The following is a 24554-nucleotide window of genomic DNA, read 5'->3' as shown; positions in this document are numbered from 1 at the left end:
ATCGGTCGGCGACGGATTCCGACGTCTCGTCCTTCCGCCCTCCGTCTCCGCAGAATCGGTTCCGCATCCCGCCGATCCGCCCCTCTACCGGGCGCTCCTGCGCCAGTGGCACAGCAAGGGCCGGACCCTGCCGGGGCGCCGCGACCCGGAGTGGTCCCGGCTCGTGACGGCCCCGGCCTGGCCGGAGTCGAGGCGGATCAGCGGGTCTCTGGGCCCACGAGACGGCGGGCGATGACCATGCGCTGAATCTGGTTCGTACCCTCGACGATCTGGAGCACCTTCGCCTCGCGCATGAAGCGCTCGACGGGGAAGTCCAGCGTGTAGCCGTAGCCGCCGAGCACCTGGACGGCATCGGTCGTCACCCGCATCGCCGTGTCCGTGCAGAACAGCTTCGCCATGGCCGCCTGCTGCGAGAAGGGCCGCCCGGCGTCCCGCAGGCGCGCGGCCGCGAGGTACAGCGCACGGCCCGCTTCGATCTGCGTCGCCATGTCGGCGAGCATGAAGCGCAGGCCCTGGAAGTCGGCGATCGGCCGGCCGAACTGCTGCCGCCCGGTGGCGTACGAGACGGCCTCGTCCAGAGCGGCCTGGGCGACACCGACCGCACAGGCCGCGATGCCGAGCCGCCCCGAGTCGAGCGCGGACAGCGCTATCGCGAAGCCCTGGCCCTCCTCGCCGATGCGGCGGGAGTCCGGGACCCGTACGCCGTCGAAGTTCAGCTGGGCGGTGGGCGAGCCCTTCATGCCCATCTTCTTCTCGGGCGCTGCGGCGCTGAGCCCCTCCGCGTCGCCGGGCACCAGGAAGGCCGAGATGCCCCGGGCACCCTCCTCGCCCGTACGGGCGAGGAGGGTGTAGAAGTCGGCGATCCCGCCGTGGGTGATCCATGCCTTCGTACCGGTGACGACCCAGTCGTCACCGTCCCGCACGGCCTTGGTGCGCAGCGATGCCGCGTCGGATCCGGAGGCGGGCTCGGAGAGGCAGTAGGCGCCGAGCAGGCCGCCGCCGAGCATGGCGGGCAGGTGCGCGGCCTTCTGCTCCTTGGTGCCGTAGCCGGCGAGGGCGTGGCAGGCGAGGCTGTGGACGCTGACGCCGAGGCCGACCGTGAGGCGGGCGGCGGCGAGCTCTTCGAGTACCTGGAGGTATACCTCGTACGGCTGCTCTCCGCCGCCGTACTCGGCGTCGTACGGCAGCCCGAGCAGACCGGATTCGGAGAGCAGCGCGAAGATCTCGCGCGGGAAGTGCCCGGCCTCCTCCTCGGCTGCGGCCCTGGGGGCGATCTCCCGCTGGATCATGTCGCGCACCAGCGCGAGCAGGTCCCGGGACTCCTCGGTGGGCAGCTGACGTTCCACCGGCTGCGGGGCGCGGTCGGACATTGCGGCGCTCTCCTCCCTGTCGGGCGCTGCGGCGGGCACGCGCGCAGGGTGTGGCGGCGCCGCCGGTCTCACTGCCTGGCCGCCGGCACTCCTTCCGGATCACGGAAGTCGCAGGCAGGCGGCTGTGGCGCGTTGAGTATGCCCGATGGAATGACGTACGTCACGGGGTCGCGGACGGCGCCGGGCAGCTCGGTCGCGGTCCCTCGATCGTACGGAGTGCGGCGCCCGGCAGCGCGGCGAGCGGCCCACGCACGGCGCCGCGCCCCGCGGGCCGCGTGACCGTCTCCGGGCGCGGATGCCGGGGTCACATGAGGCCGGCCTGGGTGACGAACATGGCGAGGACCACGACGAGGGTCCAGCCCAGGACGTACTCGAGGATCTTGGGGCCGTCCTCGTCGGGGCCGCCGGTGCCGGTCCGGGTCTCGATGCGGGTGATGTCGGCAGTGGTCGCAGTCATGGGGTCCACAGTGCCCCCGGGCGGACGCCCCGGGGTAGATGACGTTCGTCACGCCCCGGGGCGTCCGCCCGGGTCAGCGGAGACCGACGGCCGCCAGAGCCCGCTGCTGGGCGGGTGTGGGGCCGGCGGGCCAGTAGAGGTAGCAGACGCCGCCTGTGCCGGACGCCACTTTCCCGCTCGCGTTGTAGCGCTTGGTGCGGAGCCAGATGTTCTCCCACTCGCGGCGCCTGTAGACCCGGCGTACGGCCTCGTTGCCGGGTGAGGCGGGGTCGTTCGCGATCACGTCGCCTTCGGGGGTGAAGCCGATGACGGCCATGAGGTGGCCCGCCGTGCCGTACCCCGCGCCCGTCAGCTCCTCCTCGAGGAAGGACTGCGACGTGATGGCCGGGATGCCCGCGCCGACCAGCGTCTCCAGGTCGGCCAGCGAGTGGAGTCGGGTGACGACGGCGTTCATGTCCTCGTACGTCGCGGCGTACGCGGCGTTGAAGGGCCAGTTGCCGCACCCGTCGTACTGGTAGTCGAAAGTGAAGCGCGCCGCGTGGCAGACCTGCGGGTCAGCGAAGGCCGGATCGACCCAGGCCAGGTCCTCGGCGGTGAGTTCGCGGCCCCAGTACTCGATGATCATCTGTGAGGAGGTGGGGCTGCACCACGCCTCGCCGCCGTTGTCGTACTCGGGGTACTGCCCGATGTGCGTGTTCTGCGAGTAGCGCGGGACGACGAGTTCGCGGGCGACGCCGGCCCGCGAGGCGGGCACGGTGAAGCGGTCCGGGATGTCGGAGGCCATCGCGCCGAGCCGCCACACGGTGGGGGTGAGGCCGGTGCCGGGCTTGCGGTGGAGGGTCAGCCTCAGCCGGTACGAGGCCAGGCGCGGGCCGGTGGTGGCGTCGTCGACCGAGAGGGTGTCGGTCCAGACACTGCTGCGGCCGTCGCTCTGGCCGTCGACGGAGGTGCGCCTGATGTCGGCGTCTCCCGCCGCCCAGCGGCCCATCACGTACCAGGGCGTCGTGGTGCCGTCCGTGTAGGTGCCGCGCAGCTCGACCGCGATCCAGGTGCCGGCCGGGGTGTGGGCGTTCCAGGAGGCGATGATCTCGGTCGCCGGGACCGTGGAGCGGTGGACCGGGGAGGTCCACGTCGCGCTCTCCCAGATGGAGGTCGCGCCGGTGTGCGGATCGGTGTAGCCGGTACGGGCCGACGGCACGGCGATGGCCAGTCCGGGCCTGCGGCCCGCGACGACCTCGGTACCGGCCCCGGCGCCGCCGCGCCAGTCCGTGGCGGAGGACCAGAAACGGTTGTCGACCAGCCGGGGCGCCGCGGCGTCGGCGGTGCGGGGGGCGGGCGCGGCGGTGGGGGCTGCGGTGGCGGATGCCGTCGTGGCGCCGGCGGACGCCGCCGCGGCGACGGCCGCCGCGGCGGTCAGGACGGTGCGGCGCGAAGCGGATCTGGTCATGGGCATGGACCCCCGGTGGGATGCGGGTGCGCAAGCAGGTTCACGGCAGTGGGCCAACTATGGCCGGTCCCGGCCGGCTTCTGCCAGCACCCGGGACCGCGTCGCGACACCAATATTGGTGTCGACCACTGGCGCGACCTGCGGGAGCGCGTGGGCGCGTGGGGCAGGGGCGGTCCTAGAGTGGGAGGGGTGGAACACCTCGATCAGCTCGCCGCCTCCCTGCGCGCCCTGCCGCCCTCCTGCGGCCCGGTGCGCCTGATCGCGGTCGACGGGCACGCGGGCTCGGGCAAGAGCACCTTCGCCGCCCGGCTGGCGGCGGCGCTCGGCGGTGCGCCCGTACTGCACCTGGACGATCTGGCCACCCACGAGGAGCTCTTCGCGTGGACGGGGCGGCTGCGCGAGCAGGTGACGGGCCCGCTCTCCCGGGGCGAGAGCGCGTGCTACGCGGCGTACGACTGGACGCTGCGCCGCTTCGGGACCGCGCGGCCGCTGGGCCCCGCGCCCGTGATGCTGGTCGAGGGGGTCGGGGCCGGGCGCGCCGCCGTACGTCCGGATCTCGCACGGCTGCTCTGGATGGATCTGGGTGCGCGGGAGTCGTGGGCGCGGGGGCGGCGCAGGGACGGGCCGGCGCAGGCGGAGTTCTGGGACGGCTGGGTGGCGGCGGAGACCCGCCATTTCGCCGCGGACCCTTCGCTGCCGTACGCGGATCTGCTGGTACGGCAGCGCCGGGAAGGGTACGAGTGGCGACCGGGGCCTTCCGCTACAGCGCGGCCGGACCGTTCCGTCACGCTCCGCGACTGCCTGCTCCCGCCCTCGGAAAACGGCCTGAAAACCTCCCCGTGAGTGCCTCAACTCCGCTTGACCCAGGGGGCGTACAGGTCTTACGTTCTCAATGTGCGGCTTTTCGAAGCCGCCGCGGACGCGAAGCCCCCGGTTGTTCCCCCGTGATCGGGGGCTTCGTTCTGTCCCCGTCCCCCCTCTCGGGGCGCCAGGTGAGGCTATTCGCTCACCCTCGGTCACCGTCGTTTCCCGGCCTGCGCCACCCTTAGGCTCGGGCCTCCCGCACAGGTACGATGCCCTTCGGTGCGGTCAAATCCCGTTCGCGGCAAAGCGGTTCTTGAGACCTGCTGCCGGGCGCAGCCCGACGGCACATCACGGGGGGCACGGTTCGTGGGGGACGTGACGGAATTCGGCACGCAGGGCGTGAACGCCCCGGCCGAACTCGCCTGGCTGCGTGGTGTCGACGCGTACACGATGGGCGCGTACCCGCAGGCCGAAGAGGAGTTCAGGGCCGCCGTACGGATGGACCCCGGCATGGCCGACGGCTGGCTCGGGCTGCACGCGCTGCGCGTCGACACCACCACCGCCCTGCTGCGCATGTACCGCCACCGCGAGCGCTTCGGCGAGCAGCGCGCCCGCCACCGGCGGACCCTCAACTCGTGGTACTGGCTGGGCTGGTGGGTCCAGCCCGTTCTGGAGAAACCCCGCGACCTGCTGCTCGCACACGCCTCCCACTGGCTCGACGGCCGCCATGTCCCCGAGCTCGACCGGGCGCTGGCCGGGCTGCCGCCGGTGGACGCCGATCCGCAGGTGCGGTTCCTGCACGCCTGCCGTGCGTACCTGGTCAAGGACTGGGAGCAGCTCGTACGCCACACTGATCCGCTCGTCGACGACCCGCTGCTCGGCATCGAGACGGGACTGTTCGGCGGCATGGCGCGCGTGCGTCTGGAGATGTACGGGCAGGCCGAGCCCATGCTGTCGGCCGCGCTGATGCGCTGCCGCAGCGAGCAGCCGCAGCGCAAGGAGCTGCGCTACTGGCTGGCCCGCGCGCACGAGGGCACCGGGCGCAGCGCGGCCGCGCTGCCGCTCTACCGGGCCGTGCACCGGGTGGATCCGGCCTTCATGGACACCTCGGCGCGGCTCGCGGCGATCGCCGAGGGGGACGGGTACGAGGACTCCGTCGGCTTCGCCACCGTGTCGCTGACCGGAATCGGCCAGGACGCGGTGGACGCGGCGGGCGACTCGGAGAGTCTGCTGGGGCCGGAGGTCCTGGAGGGGCGCGATCTGCGGCTCGGCGACGGGGGCCAGCCGCCCGGCGGCGCGGTACCGGGCGCCGGGGACAGTGGCGTACGGGAGAAGGCGGGCATGGTACCGAGGCCGGTGTCCAAGGTCTTTCCGGCCGGTCCCCCGGATTCCGCGCTGCTCGCCGAGGCCCTGGCGGAGCTGGAGCGCATGGTCGGCCTCGAACCGGTGAAGCGTCAGGTCAAAGCGCTGTCCGCGCAGCTGAACATGGCCAGACTGCGGGCCGGACAGGGCCTTCCCGTCCAGCCGCCGAAGCGCCACTTCGTCTTCTCCGGCCCCTCCGGCACCGGCAAGACCACGGTCGCGCGGATCCTGGGGCGGGTCTTCTACGCGCTCGGGCTGCTCGGCGGCGACCATCTGGTGGAGGCCCAACGAGCCGACTTGGTGGGCGAGTTCCTCGGCCAGACCGCCGTCAAGGCGAATGATCTGATCGACTCGGCGATCGGCGGGGTGCTCTTCGTCGACGAGGCGTACTCCCTCTCCAACTCCGGTTACAGCAAGGGCGACGCGTACGGCGACGAAGCCCTCCAAGTGCTGCTGAAGCGCGCCGAGGACAACCGGGACCACCTCGTCGTGATCCTGGCCGGCTACCCGGAGGGCATGGACCGCCTGCTCGCCGTCAACCCCGGGCTCTCCTCCCGCTTCACGACCCGGGTGGACTTCCCCAGTTACCGGCCGGCGGAGCTGACGTCCATCGGTGAGGTGCTGGCCGCCGAGAACGGCGACGCGTGGGACGAGGAGGCGCTGGAGGAGCTGCGCAGCATCAGCGGGCACGTCGTCGACCAGGGCTGGATCGACGAGCTGGGCAACGGCCGCTTCCTGCGCACGCTGTACGAGAAGAGCTGTGCGTATCGCGATCTGCGGCTCTCCGGTTACGCCGCCACCCCCACCCGCGACGACCTGGCGACGCTGCGGCTGCCGGACCTGATGCAGGCGTACGGCGAGGTCCTGTCGGGACGCGGCCCGGCGGACCGGGGGCGGCAGGAACCGCCCGCGCCCTGAACGCGCGCGGACGGTCCGCCCGTCACCCCACCAGGGCCGCCTGTCCGTCCGCTGCCGCCGTCGCGCCCCGGGCCAGCTGGGACACCACCACCCGGTGAGCGGGGTCGCGCACCTCGCCGACCAGCATCTCCAGCACGTCCTCCAGCGCGACCAGTCCGAGCACCCGCCCCGCCCCGTCCGCGACCTGCGCCAGGTGCGTCGCGGCGCGGCGCATCACGGTCAGGGCGTCGTCCAGGGGGAGTTCGGCGCCGAGCGTCGCCATCGGGCGCCAGACCTGCTGCGGCACGGCCCGTTCCCGCTCCTCCAGGTCGAGTACGTCCTTGACGTGCACGTACCCCATGAAGGCCCCGCCGTCGGCGCACACCGGGAAGCGCGAGTAGCCGGTCCGCACCGTCAGCTCCTCGATCTCGCGCGGCGTGACCGAGGGGCCGACGGTGACCAGGGACGCCCGGTCGAGCAGGACGTCGGTGACCGGGAGGCTGCCCAGTTCCAGTGCGTCCTCCAGGCGCTCCTGCTCCCCCGGCTCCAGCAGCCCCGCCTGGCCCGAGTCCCCGACGAGCCGGTTGAGCTGCTCGCTGGTGAACACCGCCTCGACCTCGTCCCTGGCCTCGACCCCGAACAGCCGCAGCACCAGCCGCGCGCACGCGCCGAGCCCCGCGGTCGCCGGACGGCACAGCCGTGCGAAACCGACCAGGCCGGGGCTCAGCCACAGCGCGGTCTTCTCGGGCGCCGCCATGGCGAGGTTCTTGGGGACCATCTCTCCGATGACCAGGTGCAGGAAGACCACCACGGCGAGCGCGATCACGTACCCCAGCGGATGGATCATCCCTTCGGGCAGGTGCGCGGCGTGAAAGACCGGCTCCAGCAGATGCGCGACGGTCGGCTCCGCGACCGCGCCGAGCGTCAGCGAGCAGACGGTGATCCCGAACTGCGCCGCCGCCATCATCTGCGGCAGGTTCTCCAGCCCGTGCATCACCTGCCGGGCGCGCGCCGAGCCGCCGGCCGCGAGCGGTTCGATCTGGCTGCGGCGTACGGAGACGAGTGCGAACTCGGCGCCGACGAAGAAGCCGTTCGCCAGCACCAGGAGCAGTGCGAACAGCAGTTGGACAGCGGTCATCGCACGGCCTCCGGGACCTGCGCGGCAACGGTACGGACGAAGCGCACCCGCTCGGCGCGGTAGCGGCCCACCCGGCGCACGGAGAGCCGCCAGCCGGGCAGTTCGGCGCGGTCGCCGGGGGCCGGAATGCGCCCCAGCAGGTCCGCGACCAGGCCGGCCACGGTCTCGTACGGCCCTTCGGGCACTTCGAGGCCTATGCGCCGCAGGGTGAGGACCCGGCAGCTGCCGTCCGCCTCCCAGACCGGGCAGCCGTCCTCGGCGGGCGCCGCGGCCAGTTCCGGCCACTCGGTGTCCTCGTCGTCGTGCTCGTCCCGGACCTCTCCGACGAGTTCCTCGACGATGTCCTCCAGCGTGACGACCCCGGCCGTACCGCCGTACTCGTCGACGACGACGGCGATCGGCTGCTCACTGCGCAGCCGCTCCAGGAGCCGCTGCACGGGGAGGGTCTCCGGAACCATCAGCGGTGGTACGGCGATCCGGGCCACCGGGGTGCGCCGCCTTTCGTGCACGGGCACGGCGAGCGCGTCCTTGAGGTGGACCATGCCCACGACCTCGTCGATGCGCTCCCGGTAGACGGGGAAGCGCGAGAGGCCGGTGGCACGGGTGAGGTTGAGTACGTCCGCGGCGGTCGCGGAGGACTGCAGGGCGCTGACCTTCACGCGCGGCGTCATGACGTGCTGCGCGGTGAGTCCGCCGAGCGAGAGGGCCCGTACGAACAGGTCGGCGGTGTCCTGTTCGAGGGCGCCGGCCCGCGCCGAGTGGCGGGCGAGCGAGACGAGCTCGCCCGGGGTGCGGGCGGACGCGAGCTGGTCGGTGGGCTCGACGCCCAGCGTGCGCACGAGCCGGTTGGCGACCGCGTTCAGGAGCGCGATCACGGGCCGGAAGACGGTCGAGAACAGGTGCTGCGGTCCGGCGACGAACCGCGCGACCTGCAACGGTCTGGAGACCGCCCAGTTCTTCGGGACCAGCTCGCCGATCACCATCTGCACGGCGGAGGCGAGCAGCATGCCGACCACGACGGCGACGCCGGGCACTGCCGCTTCGGGTATGCCGGCCGCGGTGAAGGGGCCGGACAGGAGCTGGGCGAGCGCGGGCTGGGCCAGCATGCCGACCACCAGCGAGGTGATGGTGATGCCGAGCTGGGTTCCCGAGAGCTGGAAGGACAGCTCGCGAAGCGCCGCGACGACGGTACGGGCGCGCCGGTCGCCTTCGGCGGCGGCCCGTTCGGCGTCCTGCTTCTCGACGGTGACCAGGCCGAATTCGGCGGCCACGAAGAAGCCGTTGGCGAGGATCAGGAGGAATGCTGCGGCGAGCAGCAGGAGGGGGATGGTCATGCCGCCGCCCCGGAAGGAGGGGCGACGCGGATACTGCCGGACGATCCGTCCATTGCTGGAGGGAGTCACTCCTCGGGTCGCAGGTGCCCCGCGGGCCGATGGAGGCCCTGACATGCGGAGCGGGGCGCACTCGGCGCCGCCTTCCACAGAGTAAACGGGACCGGGCCGGGGCGGGCAGGGGCTCAGCCGGTGTGCGTGCCCGTGCCGCGGGATTCCACCAGGGCGCGCAGCGCGCGGGCGTCGCGGATGGCCTGCTGCTTGGCGACGCCGGGCTGGATGCCGAGGGCGGGCAGGCTGGTGCCGTCGCTGAGGTCGAGGAAGACCCAGGCGTCACCGGGGCGCAGGTTGACCCGCAGGATCTCGGCCCACTCCAGCCGGCGCCTGGTGGTCAGGTTGACCACCGTGACCCCGGACTCGTCGGCGACGACCTTGGGGCGGCTCAGCAGCAGCAGTACGCCGAAGAGCAGCAGCGCGGTGAAGACGAAGGCGGCCCGCTCCCCGCCGCCGAGCGTGTCGAGGAGCAGGGCGACAGCGGTGATGACGGCGAACATCGCCGCCCCGACGGTCAGGAGGACGGCCCGGGTGCGGGTCGGCCGGAAGGTGACCGGCAGGGCGGGGAGCTCGGGCTGTGACACGGCGGTCGTGTTCCTTCGGGAGGCGCGGAGTGAGGGGTGGGTCAGAGACGGCAGGCGTGGATGGCCGTGGTGAGGATGGCGCGGGCGCCGAGCTCGTACAGGTCGTCCATGACACGCTGGGAGTCCTTGGCCGGGACCATCGAACGGACCGCGACCCAGCCCTCGTTGTGCAGCGGCGAGATGGTCGGCGACTCCAGGCCCGGGGTGAGGGCGACGGCCGCTTCGAGGTGCTCGGCGCGGCAGTCGTAGTCCATCATCACGTAGCTGCGGGCGACCAGGACGCCCTGGAGGCGGCGCAGGAACTGGGACACCTTGGGGTCGACGGCCTCCTCGGCGGAGACGCCGGTGCGGCGGATGACGACCGCCTCGGACTTCATGATCGGCTCGCCGATCACTTCGAGGCCCGCGTTGCGCAGGCTGGTGCCGGTCTCGACGACGTCGGCGATGACCTGCGCGACGCCCAGCTCGATGGCCGTCTCCACGGCGCCGTCCAGGTGGACGACGGCGGCGTCGATGCCCTCGTCGGCGAGGTGCTTGGCGACGATGCCCTCGTAGGAGGTGGCCACCGTCATGCCGCCGAAGTCCTTGACGCTCGTCGCGGTGCCGGGCTTGGTGGCGTAACGGAAGGTGGAGCGGGCGAAGCCGAGCTGGAGGATCTCCTCGGCGTCGGCGCCGGAGTCCAGGAGCAGGTCGCGCCCGGTGATGCCGATGTCGAGGCGGCCCGAACTCACGTAGATCGCGATGTCGCGGGGGCGCAGGTAGAAGAACTCGACCTCGTTCTCGGGGTCGACGAGGCGGAGCTCCTTCGACTCCTTGCGCTGCTGGTAGCCGGCCTCATGGAGCATCTCCGACGCAGGTCCGGAGAGGGAGCCCTTGTTGGGGATGGCGATGCGCAGCATGAGGTCTGGTTCCTTCTGTGCGGTGGGAGTTCTACGTGCGTACGTAAGTGAAGGGGGCGGAGCTCAGAGGTGGGCGTAGACGTCGTCGAGCGAGATCCCGCGGGCGACCATCATCACCTGGACGTGGTACAGCAGCTGCGAGATCTCCTCGGCGGCGGCTTCCTTGCCCTCGTACTCGGCGGCCATCCAGACCTCGGCGGCCTCTTCGACGACCTTCTTGCCGATGGCATGCACGCCCTTGCCCACCAGTTCGGCGGTGCGGGAGGTGGAGGGGTCGCCGGTGGCGGCCTTGAGCTGGAGCTCGGTGAAGAGCTCTTCGAAACTCTTGGGGGGTTTGTTCGCCATGATGGTCCTAAGAGTACGGGGTGGCCTGCGGACACTCAGCGCCAGGGTTCGGCAACCGTGCGCAGTGTGGTCGCGGTGGCGACGGCGGCGGTGACCGCCTCGTGGCCCTTGTCCTCGGTGGACCCTTCGATTCCGGCCCGGTCCAGCGCCTGCTCCTCGGTGTCGCAGGTCAGTACGCCGAAGCCGACGGGGACACCGGTGTCGACGGAGACCTGGGTCAGGCCGTTGGTGACGCCCTGGCACACGTACTCGAAGTGCGGTGTTCCGCCACGGATGACGACGCCCAGTGCCACGATCGCGTCGTAGCCGCGGCCGGCGAGGACCTTCGCGACGACGGGGAGCTCGAAGCTGCCGGGGACCCGCAGGAGGGTCGGCTCGTCGATGCCCAGCTCGTGGAGGGCGCGCAGGGCGCCGTCGACGAGGCCGTCCATGACCTTCTCGTGCCACTGGGCCGCGATCACCGCGACCCGGAGGTCGCCGCAGTTCTTGACACTCAGTTCGGGTGCGCCCTTGCCGCTCACGCGTCTCTCCTTCTTGCTTGCTGACGTGGTTACTGGTTGCCGCAGGTGGAGGCGGAGGCGCCGTCCAGCCACGGGAGGTCGTGTCCCATCCGGTCCCGCTTGGTGCGCAGGTAGTGGAGGTTGTGCTCGCCCGCCATGACGGGCATGGGCTCGCGTTCGAGGACGGTCAGGCCGTGCCGGACGAGCGCTTCGGTCTTCTCGGGGTTGTTCGTCATCAGCCTGAGGCTGTGCACGCCGAGGTCTTCGAGGATCTGCGCCCCGGCCGCGTAGTCGCGTGCGTCGGCGGGCAGGCCCAGCTCCAGGTTGGCGTCGAGGGTGTCGCGGCCGAGCTCCTGGAGTTCGTACGCGCGCAGCTTGGACAGCAGGCCGATGCCGCGCCCCTCGTGGCCGCGCAGGTAGACGACGACGCCGCGGCCGGTGTCGGTGATGCGCCGCATGGACGCTTCCAGCTGGGGGCCGCAGTCGCAGCGCTGCGAGCGGAAGATGTCGCCGGTCAGGCACTCGGAGTGGATCCGGACGAGGACGTCGTCGCCGTCGCCGATCTCGCCGTGGACGAGCGCGACGTGCTCGACGCCGTCGACGGTCGAGCGGTAGCCGTACGCCGTGAACTCCCCGAAGGCGGTGGGGAGCTGGACGGTGGCCTCGCGGCGGACCTTGGGGTCGGAGGTGCGGCGGTAGGCGATCAGGTCCTCGATGGAGATGATCGTCAGGCCGTGCTTGCGGGCGAACGGGATCAGCTCGGGCAGCCGCAGCATCACACCGTCCTCGCCGGCGATCTCGACGATCGCGCCGGCCGGGCGCAGGCCCGCGAGCCGGGCGAGGTCCACGGCGGCCTCGGTGTGGCCGTTGCGCACGAGTACGCCGCCGGGCTTGGCGCGCAGCGGGAAGACGTGACCGGGGCGGACGAAGTCGCCGGCGGTGGAGCGGCCGCTCGCCAGGAGGCGGAGGGTGGCGGCGCGGTCGGCGGCCGAGATGCCGGTGGTGACGCCGTGTGCGGCGGAGGCGTCGACGGAGACGGTGAAGGCCGTGCTCATCGACTCGGTGTTGTGCTCGACCATCTGCGGGAGTTCGAGCCGCTCCAGCTCGTCGCCCTCCATGGGCGCGCAGATCAGGCCCCGGCACTCGCTCATCATGAAGGCGACGATCTCGGGGGTCGCCATCTCGGCGGCGATGACGAGGTCGCCCTCGTTCTCGCGGTTCTCGTCGTCGACGACGACCACGGGGCGGCCTGCGGCGATGTCGCGGATGGCCTGCTCCACGGGGTCGAGGGCCAGGTCCTCGGTGTTGTCGGGGCTGTACCAGGTGGGCAGGGCGCTCATGCTGCTGCTCCTTCCATGGCGGGCTTGACGCTCGTGCGCGAGCGCTGCCACCAGTCGTAGGCACCCCACAGGACGAGGGCGAGGTAGACGACGTACACGAGGCCGGAGAAGGCCAGCCCGCTGCTGAAGGCGAGCGGTACGCCCACCAGGTCGACCAGCAGCCAGGCGAACCAGAACTCGACCAGGCCGCGGGCCTGGGCGACCATCGCGACGAGCGTGCCGACGAAGATGTACGCGTCGGCCCAGGGGCTCCAGGACAGCGACGGGTACAGGGTGAAGAGGCCGCCGACGGCCAGCGTGCCGACGGCCGCTCCGGCGAGCAGCAGTGCGCGCTCGCGCCAGGTGGCGAAGCGAACGGCGATCGAGCCGTCCTGGGCCTGCTGCCTGCCGAGCTGCCACTGGCGCCAGCCCCACAGGGCGACGCCGATGACGAGCAGCTGCTTGCCGACGCCGCCACCGAGGTGCGCGGAGGAGTACGCGGCGACGAGGACGAGGCCGGAGAGGAACTGGGCGGGCCAGGTCCAAATGGAGCGGCGCCAGCCGAGCGCGAGGGCGACCAGGCCGATGGTGTTGCCGATCATGTCGGACCACAGGATGTGCTGGTCGAAGGCGGTGAACGCCTCGCTGTTGAGCCAGGACACGGCGCTCACTTCACGGTCTCCTTCCGGCCGGAGGGGTCCGCGCCGAGCAGCCGCTCGACGTACTTGGCGAGTACGTCCACCTCCAGGTTGACCTGGTCCCCGGCCTGCTTGATGCCGAGGGTGGTGAGGGCGAGGGTGGTGGGGATGAGGCTGATGGTGAAGTAGTCGTCCCCGGCCTCGACGACGGTGAGGCTCACGCCGTCGACGGTGATGGAGCCCTTCTCGACGACGTACCGCGCGAGCTCCGCGGGGAGCGAGACCCTGACGATCTCCCAGTGCTCGGACGGCTCGCGGCCGGTGATCGTGCCGGTGCCGTCCACGTGGCCCTGCACGAGGTGTCCGCCGAGGCGGCCGCCGAGCGCCATGGGGCGCTCCAGGTTGACGCGGGAGCCGACGGCGAGGGCGCCGAGGCTGGAGCGGGTCAGCGTCTCGGCCATCACGTCGGCCGTGAACTCGCCGTCCCCGCAGTCCACGACGGTGAGGCAGACCCCGTTGACGGCGATGGAGTCACCGTGCTTGGCGTCCTCGGTGACGAGCGGGCCGCGCAGGCGGAAACGGGAGGCGTCACCGAGGTTCTCGACGGCGGTGACCTCACCCAGCTCTTCGACGATTCCGGTGAACACTCAGTGCTCCTTCGATGCGGGGGTGGCGGGGACGGCGGTGATGCGCAGATCGGGGCCGATGCGGGCGGTCTCGGTCACGTCGAGCCGCAACGCTTCGGTGAGGGTGGCGATTCCGGCGTCGGCGAGGGCCGCGGGGCCCGCGCCGAGCAGTACGGGGGCGAGGTAGCCGGTGACCGTGTCGACCGCGCCGGCCGCGACGAAGGCGCCGGCGAGCGTCGGACCGCCTTCGAGGAGTACGGAGCGCACGCCGCGGGCGTGCAGGGCGGCGAGCAGCGCGTGGATGTCGAGGCCGGTGGCGGCGCGCGGCAGCCGTACGACGTCCGCTCCGGTTTCGGCCAGGTGCGCCGCGCCGGCGTCCTCGGCGACCGCGATCAGTGTGGGCGCGGCGTCGTCCAGGACGCGGGCGCCCGGCTTGACGGCGGTGGCGTCGGTGTCGACGACGACGCGCAGGGGCTGGGTGGCGCCCGCGACGCCGCGTACGGCGAGGTGCGGGTCGTCGGCGCGCAGCGTGCCGGAGCCGACGATCACGGCGTCCGCCTCGGCGCGCAGCCGGTGGACGTCGGCGCGGGACTCGGCCGAGCTGATCCAGCGGCTGGTGGAGTCGGCCGCCGCGATCCGGCCGTCGAGCGTCGCGGCGTACTTCCACCGGACGTGGGGGCGGCCGAGGCGTACGGAGGTCAGCCAGGCGGTGTTGCCCGCCCGCGCCTCGTCCTCGAGCAGGCCCTGCTCCACCTGGACCCCGGCCGCCCGCAGGGTGTCGGCGCCGCCGGTGGCCTGCGGGTCCGGGTCGGCGACGGCGTACACGACGCGGGTGATCCCGGCGGCGAGGAGCGCCTGGGCGCAGGGGCCGGTGCGACCGGTGTGGTTGCAGGGTTCGAGGGTGACGTACGCCGTACCGCCGCGCGCCCGCTCCCCCGCTTCCCGCAGGGCGTGCACCTCGGCGTGCGGGCCGCCGGCGCGCCGGTGGAACCCGGCGCCCGCGAGCTGTCCGCCGGCGTCGAGGACGACGCACCCGACGACCGGGTTGGGGCTGGTGGATCCGAGTCCGCGGGCGGCCAGCGCGATGGCCCGGCGCATGGCGTTCGCGTCGGTCGTGGCTGCTTCGGCTGCGATGGCCACCGGGTCCTCCTGCCTCTTCGGGCACGGACTCCGGGGCTGTCGATGACGACAGGGAGCGGGATACGCCAACGGGTGCGTACGGGACGCCGTGGCCGGAGAAGAGGGGTCGCCCCGGGAGGGACGATCCGAACACCGCCGACAGCGGCGTACCCATGACCTGTGACGGCCCGCCGCGCACTGCCTCCCATCCGGACTTTCACCGTCGGTACAGGAATTTCACCTGTTCAACCGGTCACTGGAGGTGACCGGGTCGCGGACTATAACCGCCGGTTCGGAATTACACCGACCCCGGAGTGCGCTGCTGCTGGTACACGGCCAGTGTGCCATGCCCGGCCGGATGCCATGCACACGATCTCTTGTGGCCCGGCTCACAGGAGATTGGTCCATACCTATTGACGCTCTGGTCTAGTCCTCTTAACGTCTGCGTCACAAGACGATCACCCGTCGTTCGCTGTGCCAGGCCGAGCCTCCCCAGGAGGAACAGACCGTGCTGTCCCCCACCCGAGCGAGAACTTCCCTGCTCGCCACCGGCGCCGCCGTCGCCGGGCTCCTGCTCAGTTCGCTCACCGCAGGCGTCTCGCACGCCGCCGACAACGAGTCCTGCCGTCCGGACGGGCTGTACAAGACCCCGGGCGTCGACGTCCCGTACTGCTCGGTCTACGACACCGAGGGCCGCGAGAAGATGGGCGCCGACCACCAGCGCCGCGTCATCGGCTACTTCACCGGCTGGCGTACGGGCAAGAACGGCGAGCCCGCCTACCTCGCCTCCGACATCCCGTGGGACAAGGTCACCCACCTCAACTACGCCTTCGCGCACATCGGGAGCGACCACAGGATCTCGGTCGGCTCCGACGGCGAGAAGAACGCCGCGACCGGGATGACCTGGCCGGGCGTGGCCGGTGCGGAGATGGACCCGGCGTACGCCTACAAGGGCCACTTCAACCTGCTGAGCAAGTTCAAGAAGAAGCACCCGGACGTCAAGACGCTCGTCTCCGTGGGCGGCTGGGCGGAGACCGGCGGGTATTTCGCGGACAACGGCGACCGGGTGAATTCCGGCGGCTTCTACTCGATGGCGACCAATGCGGACGGCTCGGTCAACCAGGCCGGCATCGACACCTTCGCGGATTCGACGGTCGCGTTCATCAAGAAGTACGGCTTCAACGGCGTCGACATCGACTACGAGTACCCGACGACGATGAAGGACGCGGGCAATCCGCTGGACTTCTCGTTCTCGAACGCGCGCCGCGCCGGGCTGGTCAAGGGCTACGCCGCGCTGATGAAGTCGCTGCGCGAGAAGCTCGACCGGGCCGGCGCCGCCGACGGCAGGCACTACCTGCTGACCGTGGCCGCGCCTTCGTCCGGCTACCTGCTGCGCGGCATGGAGACGTTCCAGGTCCAGAAGTACCTGGACTACGTCAACATCATGTCGTACGACCTGCACGGCGCCTGGAACGAGTACGTCGGTCCCAACGCCTCGCTCTTCGACGACGGCAAGGACGCCGAGCTGGCCTCCGCGGGTGTGTATTCCACCGCGCAGTACGGCGGGACCGGTTATCTGAACACCGACTGGGCGTACCACTACTTCCGCGGTTCGATGCCGGCCGGCCGCATCAACATCGGTCTGCCCTACTACACGCGCGGGCACAAGAACGTGCAGGGCGGTACGGACGGGCTGTGGGGCAGGGCGCCCGCGACGGACTGCCCGGCCGGCGCGGGGCTGACCAAGTGCGGTGACGGCGCGGTCGGCATCGACAACCTCTGGCACGACAAGGACACGGCGGGCAAGGAGTCCCCGGCCGGTTCCAACCCGATGTGGCACGCGAAGAACCTGGAGAAGGGCGTCGTCGGGGACTACGTCACGAAGTACGGCTTCCCCGCCGACACCAGGCTGACGGGCACGTACGTCCGCAAGTACGACTCGACGCTCGTCGCACCCTGGCTGTGGAACGCGCAGAAGAAGGTCTTCCTGTCGACGGAGGACGAGCAGTCCGTCGAGGCCAAGGCCGACTACGTGGTGGACCGGGGCATCGGCGGCACGATGGTCTGGGAGCTCGCGGGCGACTACGACTGGAACGCGGCCAAGGGCCAGTACGAGATCGGCGACTCGCTGACGACGGCGATGTACGAGAAGTTCAAGTCGGCCCCGCCGTACGGCGCGAAGCGGTCCACCGTCGACCTGCCGGCGAAGGCGCTCGACATCGGCGTGGACTTCGGGCAGTTCCCGCTCGGGGACTCGAACTATCCCATCAGCCCGAAGCTGAAGATCACGAACAACTCGAAGGCGACGCTGCCGGGCGGTACGGAGTTCCAGTTCGACTACGCGACCTCCGCGCCCGCCAACGCCAAGGACCAGTCCGGCTTCAACACGAAGATCGTGCGCAGCGACCACACCGCCCCCCACAACATCGGCGGTCTCAAGGGCGACTACAACCGCGTCTCGCTGAAGCTGCCGGCCTGGCAGACGCTGGCGCCGGGTGCCTCGGTCGAGCTGGACTTCGTCTACTACCTGCCGACGTCGACCCCGTCCAACTGGACGGTGACCTTCGGCGGCCAGTCCTACGCCCTCGCAGGCGACTTGGCACGCGGTACGACCGTGGTGGACCCGGGGACGGACCCCGGACCGGGGCCGGGCCCCGGTCCCGGCCCGACGCCGAGTCCGGGCGGTCCCTGCACCGCGCCCGCGTGGAGCGCTTCGTCCGAGTACGGCAGCGGTACGACCGTCGCCCACAAGTCGCGCACGTGGAAGTCCAAGTGGTGGACCAAGGGCGAAGAGCCGGGTACCACCGGTGAGTGGGGAGTCTGGCAGGACCTCGGCGCCTGCTGAGCCTGCTGGTCCCCGGCTGAACGCCCGGCGGCGGAGACCGGCCCTTCCCGCCGCCGGGCTCCCCTTCCTGCTCCTGTGTTCGTTCCCGTGTTCGCGCCCCGGTCAGCTCCGGGGCGCGAACACGTCGTCCTGGACCGCGTCCCTCGCCGCGAGCAGCGCGCCCCGCAGTACCGCGCCGTCGCCCAGTTCCCCGGCCCTCACTTCCGTGCGCAGCGGTGACATCGCGGCCAGCCGGCCGGCGACGCGGTCGGCGAGGGCCGCGCCGCCCGCGTGACCGGTCTCGCCGCCCAGGACGACGCAGCCCGGGTCGAGGACCGCGGAGACGGCCGCCGCCCCGACGGCCAGGTGCCCGGCGAGGGCGTCGAGGAACGCCTCGCCGCGAGGGCCCGCGGCCAGGGCCGCCCGTACGCCGGCCGCGCCGGAAGCGGTCCCGGCCGTCCCGAGGCCGTGGAGCGCGGCGAGTTCGCCGATCGCGGCGTCGCCGGCCAGGGAGTGGAACCCGCCGCCGCAGTCCGTCGCCGACGGCAGGCCCACGGTGCCGGGCACCGGCAGGAAACCGACCTCGCCCGCGCCGCCGGACACCCCGCGGCGGATCCTGCCGTCGAGCATGAGCGCCGCGCCCACGCCGCGGCCCAGCCAGAGCAGCACGAAGGTGTCACGGTCGCGGGCCGCGCCGAGCCGGTGTTCCGCGACGGCGGCGAGGTTGGTCTCGTTCTCCACCAGCACCGTGGCCGGCAGGCGCTCCTGCAGGGCGGCGACCAGCCTGCGGTGCCAGGCGGGAAGGCCCGTGGTCGCGCGGAGTTCACCGGTGGCCGGGTCGATCAGGCCCGGCGCGCCGATCCCGATGCTGTGCAGCCGCCGCACTCCCGCCTCGCGGGCGGTGCGTTCCAGCAGCGCCACAGCCTGCTCGACGGCGGGTTCCGTGCCGGTGACGTCGGCGTCGATCGGCAGGGTCGCCTCGGCGAGAGTGGCGCCGAGCAGGTCGGCGACGACGACGGAGAGGCCCTCGGTGCGCACGTCGAGCGCGGCGAGGTGAGCGCGGTCCGCGACGATCCCGTACAGCCTGGCATTGGGGCCCCGGCGCTGGGCACCCGCCTCCCCCACCACGGTGATCAGGCCCGCGCCCTGGAGCCGTTCGACCAGGTCGGCGACGGAGGGGCGGGAGAGTCCGGTCAGCGTTTTGAGCTGTGCCGCCGTCAACGGGCCCTCGTCCTGGAGCAGCTTGAGGGCGAACCGGTCGTTGATGGCCCGGGCGGTGCTCGGTGATGCGGGCATGCCGGGGATCCTCTCAGATCTATTTATCAGGCAGGCTGCCTGATAGTTTACTTCGGCACCTGGACACGAGGGACGCAGCGGGGAGGGCGCGAGGGATGCCGGACGACAGGATCTTCAGTCAGGAGCGGTTGAAGCGGGCACGGTACGCCGTGGCCGCCGTCTTCTGCGTGCACGGCGCGGTCACCGGAAGTTTCGCCACCCGCATTCCCTGGATCGTGGACCACACCGGCGTCAGCGCGGGACAGCTCGGTCTCGCGCTGGCCTTCCCGGCGATCGGCGCCTCGGTGGCGATGCCGCTGGCCGGCGCGATCAGCCACCGGTTCGGAGCGCGCAGCGCGCTGCGCGGCCTGCTCGTGCTGTGGACGCTTTCGCTGACGCTGCCCGCGCTGTCGCCGAATCTGCTCACGCTGTGCGCCGCGCTCTTCGCGTACGGCGCGACGGCGGGCATGGCGGACGTGGCGATGAACGCCCTCGGTGTCGAGATCGAGAACCGGCTCGACAAGTCGATCATGTCGGGGCTGCACGGCATGTGGAGCGCGGGCGCGCTGATCGGCTCGGTCGCGGGAACGGTCGCCGCGCACCTCGGCAGTGACGCGAGGCTGCACCACGCGCTCGCCGCCGCCGCGCTGACCGCCCTCGGCCTCACCGCCTGCCAGGGGGTGATCGACCTGCGCAGCGCGCCGGACGAGGAGGCCCCGCCGCGCTTCGCGCTGCCGCCGAAGTCGGCGCTGGTGATCGGCGCGGTCGGGTTCTGCGCGGTCTTCGCCGAGGGAGCGAGCCTGGACTGGTCGGCGGTCTACCTGCGGGACGTACTGGACACCTCGCCGGGGCTGGCGGCCGCGTCGACGACCGCGTTCGCGCTGACGATGGCGGTGGCGCGGCTGGCCGGGGACCGGGTGGTCGACCGCTTCGGCCCGGTACGCACGGTCCGGGTGGGCGGCGTCGCGGCGACGGCCGGTGGCCTGCTGGTCGTCATGGCGCCCCACCCGGTGCTCGCGATGGCCGGGTTCGCGCTGGTGGGGCTGGGCGTCGCGGTGGTCGTACCGCTGGCCTTCGCCGCGGCGGGACGCGGCGGACCGAATCCGAGCCAGGCGATCGCGGGCGTCGCGACCATCACGTACACCTCGGGGCTGATCGCCCCGTCGGCGATCGGCGCGGTCGCCGACGCGACGTCGCTGGTGGTGTCCTTCGGACTGGTCACGGTGCTGGCGTTCGGCCTGGTGGTGGGGGCGGGGGTACTGCGCGACGCGGGCCGCGTCCCGGCGGGCACCCGAAGCGACGCCTTCGCCCCGGCCGCCGCGGCGAAGGACTAGGCGGCGCGCGCCTCACGGAAAGGGGAGGGTGAAGAGCTCCGCCCCAGTGGGCTCGGGCCGCCGCTCCGCACGGCGAATGCAGGTTGTTTTCGGCCGTAGCATGGCTTGGTCCATTTATGACCGAATCTGTCTGTACAGGAGCCACGATGAAGCTCGGGGTGCGCTGGACCCTGCACGGCGACGGGCGGACCCCCGCCCCCGGAGCCGTCGTACGCCCCGACGAGCGCCTGTCATGGCCCCGTACGGCCGGGCTCGGCGCCCAGCACGTGGTGGCCATGTTCGGGGCGTCGTTCGTCGCTCCGGTCCTCATGGGCCTGGATCCCAATCTGGCCATCATGATGTCCGGTGTCGCGACGGTCGTCTTCCTGCTGGCCACCCGCGGCAGGGTGCCCAGCTACCTCGGCTGCTCGCTCTCCTTCGTCGGCGTGGCCGCCACCATCCGCGCCTCCGGCGGTGACAGCGCCACCGTCACCGGCGCGGTCCTCGTCGTCGGTCTGGCGCTCTTCCTCGCCGGCCTCGCCGTGCAGAAGTTCGGCGCCCGCATCATCCACGCGGCGATGCCGCCGGTCGTCACCGGCGCCGTCGTCATGCTGATCGGTTTCAACCTGGCCCCGGTCACGGCGTCGACGTACTGGCCGCAGGACCAGTGGACGGCCCTGCTGGTGATGCTCTTCACCGGACTGGCCGTGGTCTGCCTGCGCGGCTTCTTCTCCCGCATCGCGATCTTCCTCGGCCTGCTCTTCGGGTACGGGATCTCCTGGCTCTTCGACCGGCTCTTCGGAAAGATCCACTCGCCCGCGGGCGGCGCCGAGGCCGTGGACCACTGGCGGCTCGACCTCTCCGCGGTCGGCCGGGCCGACTGGATCGGCCTCCCCTCCTTCCACGCGCCGAGCTTCGAGTGGTCGGCGATCCTCGTCGCGCTGCCCGTCGTCATAGCGCTGATCGCGGAGAACGCCGGGCACGTCAAGGCCGTCGGCGAGATGACCGGCGATCCCCTCGACGACAAGCTCGGCACCGCCGTCGCGGCCGACGGCATCGGGTCCATGCTGTCCACCGCCGTCGGCGGGCCGCCCAACACGACGTACTCCGAGAACATCGGCGTCATGGCGGCCACCCGCGTCTACTCGACCGCCGCGTACTGGGCCGCCGCCGGCTTCGCCCTGCTCTTCGGTCTCTGCCCCAAGTTCGGCGCGGTCGTGGCGGCCATCCCCGGCGGTGTCCTCGGCGGCATCACCGTCATCCTGTACGGCATGATCGGCCTGCTCGGGGCGCAGATCTGGACCAATGCCCGGGTGGACCTGCGCAATCCGCTGAACCTGGTACCGGCCGCGGCGGGCATCATCATCGGCGTCGGCGGCGTCAGCCTGAAGATCACCGACAACTTCGAACTGGGCGGCATCGCGCTCGGCACGATCGTCGTCATCACCGGCTACCACGTCCTGCGCGCCCTGGCCCCCGCCCACCTGAAGGAGCAGGAGCCGCTGCTGGACGCGGGCACCTCGACGTACGACACACAGACCGGGAAAACCGGCCCGTCCGGCGACTGAGGACGGGGCCGGGGCGGCACCTGCGGGCGGTCCGTTCCCCCGTTCTGGGGAAGACCCGTCCTATGCCGCCCGGGGAAAAGCCCAGGACTGGGACGCTGCCCGTATGGCGCAGATCGAGCACTTCCCAGCTCAGGCGGACCGCACCCGGACCTCGGTCGACACTGTCGTGGCGCGGATGCGTTCCTTCCACTGCGACTGGCCGCCGTCGGACGGCCTCGCGGTCTTCAACCGGGTCTATCTGGCGGTCACCGAGGAGATCGACCGGCGTATCGACGCCGGCCTGTTCCCCGACGCCCGCACCGCCGCCGCCCTCGATGTGATCTTCGCCGAGCGCTACCTGACAGCCGTCGACGCCTCGGCGGCGGGACGGCGGGCACCCGCCTGCTGGCGGCCGCTGCTGCAGTACCGGCGCCACCCGGGCGTACGGCCGCTGCAGTTCGCGCTCGCGGGGATCAACGCGCACATCGGACACGACCTGGCGCTGGCCGTGGTCGACACCTGCCATGCGCTCGGCTGCCGGCCGGCCGACCTGGAGGGGGACTTCGACCGGGTGGGCGACACGCTCGTGGCGCTGGAGGAGCATATCCGCGAGGAGCTGATGCCGGGCCCCGACCTGCTGGAAATCGCCGATCCGCTGACGCACCTGCTCGGCTCGTGGAGCCTGGAACGGGCCCGCGACGCCGCCTGGTCGGCGGCCCGGCTGCTGTGGGGCCTGCGGGGGCTGCCGGACCTGGCGGAGGACTTCAGGGAACGGCTGGACGCGGGGGTGGGGCTGGTCGGGCGGATGCTGCTGACGCCGCTGCCCTGCGGCGACTGACCCACTGCCTTCCCGGCCCCTCATGGGAGGCGTCACCGGGGCCCGCCGGCCGGCGGCCGCCCCGAGCCTGCCGGTTGGTGGCCCCCCGGGGCCGGCCGGATCGCGGCCGGCCCCGAGGCCACGTTCTCGGTCGCCGGGCTCGGCGGCCCGGCTCGGGCCTCCGGCTCAGTCCTCCGGCAGCTCGACCGGGGCGATCTCGTCGTAGACGTCGCCGGGGCCCGGGTTCGTCGGGTCGGTCGTACCGCCGAAGTGGTGCATGACGCCCCACACCGCGTTCAGCGCGGTCTGCACGGCGCCCTCGGCCCACCCGGCCGTCCAGGAGATGTCGTCGCCCGCGAGGAAGATGCCGCGCTTGTCCTCGGGGAGGCGGTCCTGCATGAAGTGGGTGAACAGGCGGCGCTGGTAGCGGTAGTGGCCGGGCAGGTTCGCCTTGAACGCGCCCATGAAGTACGGCTCGTTCTCCCACGACACCGTCACCGGGTTGCCGATGATGTGCCGGCGGATGTCGACCTTGGGGTAGATCTCGCCGAGGGACTTCAGCATGACCTCCATCCGCTCGTTCGCGGACAGCGGCAGCCACTTGAGGCTGTCGTCGCACCAGGTGTACGAGAGGCAGATGACGGCGGGCTTGTCCGGGCCGTCGTCCAGCAGGTACGTACCGCGCGTCATCCGGTCGGTGAGCGTCATCGACATGACGTCACGGCCGGTCTCCTCGTCCTTGTCCAGCCAGAACGGCCGGTCGACCGGCACGAACAGCTTGGACGACTCCATGTAGTGGGTGCGCTCCATCGCCGTCCAGTGGTCGATGGGGAACAGCGAGTCGTCGCAGGTGATCTTGGAGAGCAGCATCCAGGACTGCGCGGTGAAGATCGCCGCCTGGTACGTGCGGATGTCGCCGGACGCGTCGGTGACGGTGATCCGGTTGCCGGCCGTGCGGTGCAGGCGCGTCACGGCGGGCTTGGGCTCGCCCTCGTGGAGGGACTTCAGCGACGTACCGAGCGGCCAGTGCACGAGCTTGGCCGGCTCGCGCTCCCACAGCCGGACGGGGAGCTGCTGGCTGCCGCCGACGATGCCGCGGTGGTGGTCGTCCGCCTCGGTGTAGACGACGCGCAGGATCTCCAGGATGGAGTTGGGGAAGTCGGTGTCCCAGCCGCCGGTGCCGAAGCCGACCTGGCCGAAGATCTCGCGGTGCCGGAAGGACTTGAAGGCCTCGGAGTCGCAGAGGAAGCCGTAGAAGGTCTGGTTGTCGAGCTTCTCGACGAGCTTGGCCCAGATCTCACGGATGCGCGGTACGTCGCGCTCCCGCATGGCCCGGTTCATGTCGGAGAAGTCGGCACCCTCTTCGAGGCAGGCGTTCCAGGCGTTCATGACGTCGCGGTAGACCTGCGGCAGGTCGTCGACGGTCACGGCGTAGTGCGACTCGCCCTTGAGGTCGACGACGGTCGACGGGGTCTCGGGGGCCAGCGGGTTGGGGAACGCCTTCGTCTCCAGGCCCACCAGGTCGATGTAGTGCTGGAGCGCCGTCGAGGACGGAGGGAAGCGCATCGCGCCCATCTCGGCGGTCAGCGACTCGTCACAGCCCTCGAAGCCGACGGTGCGCAGCCGGCCGCCGATCTGGTCGGCCTCGTAGACGACGGGCTTGAGGCCCATCTTCATCAGCTCGTACGCGGCGATGATGCCGGACAGGCCGCCGCCGATGACCGCGACCTCGGTGCCGTGCTCGGTCGCCGGTATCTGGCCGAGGCCCGCCGGGTGGGCGAGGAAGTCGTCGTACGCGTAGGGGAAGTCCGGACCGAACATGGTGATCGGCGGCTGCGCGTCGGTGTGCTGGACGGCGGTGGGCACCGTGGACGTCATGGGGTACGGA

The 24554-nt window shown here is 71.8% G+C and carries 21 protein-coding genes and 1 riboswitch; of the genes, 6 read left to right on the top strand and 15 right to left on the bottom strand.

The annotated features are described in order from the left end of the window. Nucleotides 1-197: 197 nt before the first annotated feature. From BN1555_RS27720 to BN1555_RS27715, 3 genes are all read right to left on the bottom strand, one after another. Nucleotides 198-1370: an acyl-CoA dehydrogenase family protein gene (locus tag BN1555_RS27720; RefSeq protein ID WP_093801912.1), complete on the bottom strand. Its 1173-nt coding sequence runs from the start codon at nucleotides 1368-1370 to the stop codon at nucleotides 198-200. Nucleotides 1371-1674: 304 nt separating this feature from the next. After that, nucleotides 1675-1827: an SCO1431 family membrane protein gene (locus tag BN1555_RS38050; RefSeq protein ID WP_107081108.1), complete on the bottom strand. Its 153-nt coding sequence runs from the start codon at nucleotides 1825-1827 to the stop codon at nucleotides 1675-1677. Between the two features lie 73 nt (nucleotides 1828-1900). Continuing rightward, a complete protein-coding gene (locus tag BN1555_RS27715) occupies nucleotides 1901-3274 on the bottom strand; it encodes a peptidase C39 family protein (RefSeq protein ID WP_093801911.1) in 1374 nt (457 codons plus the stop codon). 189 nt (nucleotides 3275-3463) lie between these two features. On the opposite strand from BN1555_RS27715, the gene BN1555_RS27710 reads away from it, so the two are divergent. Together BN1555_RS27710 and BN1555_RS27705 are read left to right on the top strand one after the other, a co-directional pair. After that, nucleotides 3464-4117, top strand: a complete 654-nt coding sequence (locus BN1555_RS27710; RefSeq protein ID WP_093801910.1) for a uridine kinase family protein — start codon at nucleotides 3464-3466, stop codon at nucleotides 4115-4117. A 327-nt stretch (nucleotides 4118-4444) separates the two neighbouring features. Beyond that, the gene (locus BN1555_RS27705) at nucleotides 4445-6358 is read left to right on the top strand and encodes an AAA family ATPase (RefSeq protein ID WP_093801909.1); all 1914 of its coding nucleotides are present in this window, start codon (nucleotides 4445-4447) and stop codon (nucleotides 6356-6358) included. Nucleotides 6359-6380: 22 nt separating this feature from the next. On the opposite strand, the gene BN1555_RS27700 is transcribed toward BN1555_RS27705, so the two are convergent. The 10 genes from BN1555_RS27700 to ribD all read right to left on the bottom strand — a co-directional run bounded on the left by BN1555_RS27700 (nucleotide 6381) and on the right by ribD (nucleotide 14911). After that, nucleotides 6381-7475 carry a hemolysin family protein gene (locus tag BN1555_RS27700; protein ID WP_093801908.1) on the bottom strand — a complete coding sequence of 365 codons (1095 nt, stop codon included), beginning with the start codon at nucleotides 7473-7475 and terminating at the stop codon, nucleotides 6381-6383. Next, complete coding sequence (locus tag BN1555_RS27695) at nucleotides 7472-8809, bottom strand: hemolysin family protein (protein ID WP_093801907.1); 1338 nt, start codon at nucleotides 8807-8809, stop codon at nucleotides 7472-7474. The genes BN1555_RS27700 and BN1555_RS27695 overlap by 4 nt, the downstream gene beginning before the upstream one ends. A 182-nt stretch (nucleotides 8810-8991) precedes the next feature. Next, entirely contained in the window at nucleotides 8992-9444 is a 453-nt protein-coding gene (locus BN1555_RS27690) for a PH domain-containing protein (RefSeq protein WP_093801906.1), read from the bottom strand. Nucleotides 9445-9485: 41 nt separating this feature from the next. Then, complete coding sequence (gene hisG, locus BN1555_RS27685; RefSeq protein ID WP_093801905.1) at nucleotides 9486-10343, bottom strand: ATP phosphoribosyltransferase; 858 nt, start codon at nucleotides 10341-10343, stop codon at nucleotides 9486-9488. A gap of 63 nt (nucleotides 10344-10406) precedes the next feature. Continuing rightward, nucleotides 10407-10688: a phosphoribosyl-ATP diphosphatase gene (locus BN1555_RS27680; RefSeq protein ID WP_093801904.1), complete on the bottom strand. Its 282-nt coding sequence runs from the start codon at nucleotides 10686-10688 to the stop codon at nucleotides 10407-10409. A gap of 35 nt (nucleotides 10689-10723) precedes the next feature. After that, nucleotides 10724-11209: a 6,7-dimethyl-8-ribityllumazine synthase gene (gene ribH / locus BN1555_RS27675; RefSeq protein WP_093801903.1), complete on the bottom strand. Its 486-nt coding sequence runs from the start codon at nucleotides 11207-11209 to the stop codon at nucleotides 10724-10726. Between the two features lie 29 nt (nucleotides 11210-11238). After that, nucleotides 11239-12528: a bifunctional 3,4-dihydroxy-2-butanone-4-phosphate synthase/GTP cyclohydrolase II gene (locus BN1555_RS27670; RefSeq protein WP_093801902.1), complete on the bottom strand. Its 1290-nt coding sequence runs from the start codon at nucleotides 12526-12528 to the stop codon at nucleotides 11239-11241. Next, nucleotides 12525-13178 (bottom strand): nicotinamide mononucleotide transporter family protein, encoded by a 654-nt coding sequence (locus BN1555_RS27665; RefSeq protein WP_093801901.1) that lies wholly within the window; start codon nucleotides 13176-13178, stop codon nucleotides 12525-12527. The genes BN1555_RS27670 and BN1555_RS27665 overlap by 4 nt, the downstream gene beginning before the upstream one ends. Next, the gene (locus tag BN1555_RS27660; protein ID WP_093801900.1) at nucleotides 13175-13792 is read right to left on the bottom strand and encodes a riboflavin synthase; all 618 of its coding nucleotides are present in this window, start codon (nucleotides 13790-13792) and stop codon (nucleotides 13175-13177) included. The genes BN1555_RS27665 and BN1555_RS27660 overlap by 4 nt, the downstream gene beginning before the upstream one ends. Then, nucleotides 13793-14911 carry a bifunctional diaminohydroxyphosphoribosylaminopyrimidine deaminase/5-amino-6-(5-phosphoribosylamino)uracil reductase RibD gene (gene ribD, locus BN1555_RS27655; RefSeq protein ID WP_369688997.1) on the bottom strand — a complete coding sequence of 373 codons (1119 nt, stop codon included), beginning with the start codon at nucleotides 14909-14911 and terminating at the stop codon, nucleotides 13793-13795. It abuts the gene before it with no gap. A 170-nt stretch (nucleotides 14912-15081) separates the two neighbouring features. Continuing rightward, nucleotides 15082-15212, bottom strand: a riboswitch (FMN riboswitch). Between the two features lie 186 nt (nucleotides 15213-15398). Between ribD and BN1555_RS27650 the strand changes: the two genes are divergently transcribed. Next, nucleotides 15399-17735, top strand: coding sequence for a chitinase C-terminal domain-containing protein (locus BN1555_RS27650; RefSeq protein WP_093801899.1), 2337 nt, complete (start codon nucleotides 15399-15401; stop codon nucleotides 17733-17735). Nucleotides 17736-17837: 102 nt separating this feature from the next. On the opposite strand, the gene BN1555_RS27645 is transcribed toward BN1555_RS27650, so the two are convergent. Beyond that, nucleotides 17838-19010, bottom strand: coding sequence for an ROK family transcriptional regulator (locus BN1555_RS27645; RefSeq protein WP_093801898.1), 1173 nt, complete (start codon nucleotides 19008-19010; stop codon nucleotides 17838-17840). 95 nt (nucleotides 19011-19105) lie between these two features. Between BN1555_RS27645 and BN1555_RS27640 the strand changes: the two genes are divergently transcribed. The 3 genes from BN1555_RS27640 to BN1555_RS27630 all read left to right on the top strand — a co-directional run bounded on the left by BN1555_RS27640 (nucleotide 19106) and on the right by BN1555_RS27630 (nucleotide 22687). Further along, nucleotides 19106-20323 carry an MFS transporter gene (locus BN1555_RS27640; RefSeq protein ID WP_093801897.1) on the top strand — a complete coding sequence of 406 codons (1218 nt, stop codon included), beginning with the start codon at nucleotides 19106-19108 and terminating at the stop codon, nucleotides 20321-20323. Nucleotides 20324-20469: 146 nt separating this feature from the next. Further along, nucleotides 20470-21870, top strand: coding sequence for a uracil-xanthine permease family protein (locus BN1555_RS27635; RefSeq protein ID WP_093801896.1), 1401 nt, complete (start codon nucleotides 20470-20472; stop codon nucleotides 21868-21870). Between the two features lie 103 nt (nucleotides 21871-21973). Next, the gene (locus BN1555_RS27630; protein WP_093801895.1) at nucleotides 21974-22687 is read left to right on the top strand and encodes a DUF5995 family protein; all 714 of its coding nucleotides are present in this window, start codon (nucleotides 21974-21976) and stop codon (nucleotides 22685-22687) included. 165 nt (nucleotides 22688-22852) lie between these two features. Here BN1555_RS27630 and BN1555_RS27625 read toward each other — a convergent pair whose 3' ends face one another. Continuing rightward, nucleotides 22853-24544: a flavin monoamine oxidase family protein gene (locus tag BN1555_RS27625; protein WP_093801894.1), complete on the bottom strand. Its 1692-nt coding sequence runs from the start codon at nucleotides 24542-24544 to the stop codon at nucleotides 22853-22855. Nucleotides 24545-24554: the final 10 nt, after the last annotated feature.

Source organism: Streptomyces sp. Wb2n-11 (assembly GCF_001049855.1).
Lineage (GTDB): Bacteria > Actinomycetota > Actinomycetes > Streptomycetales > Streptomycetaceae > Streptomyces > Streptomyces altiplanensis.
This window is presented reverse-complemented; position numbering and strand designations above follow the sequence as displayed.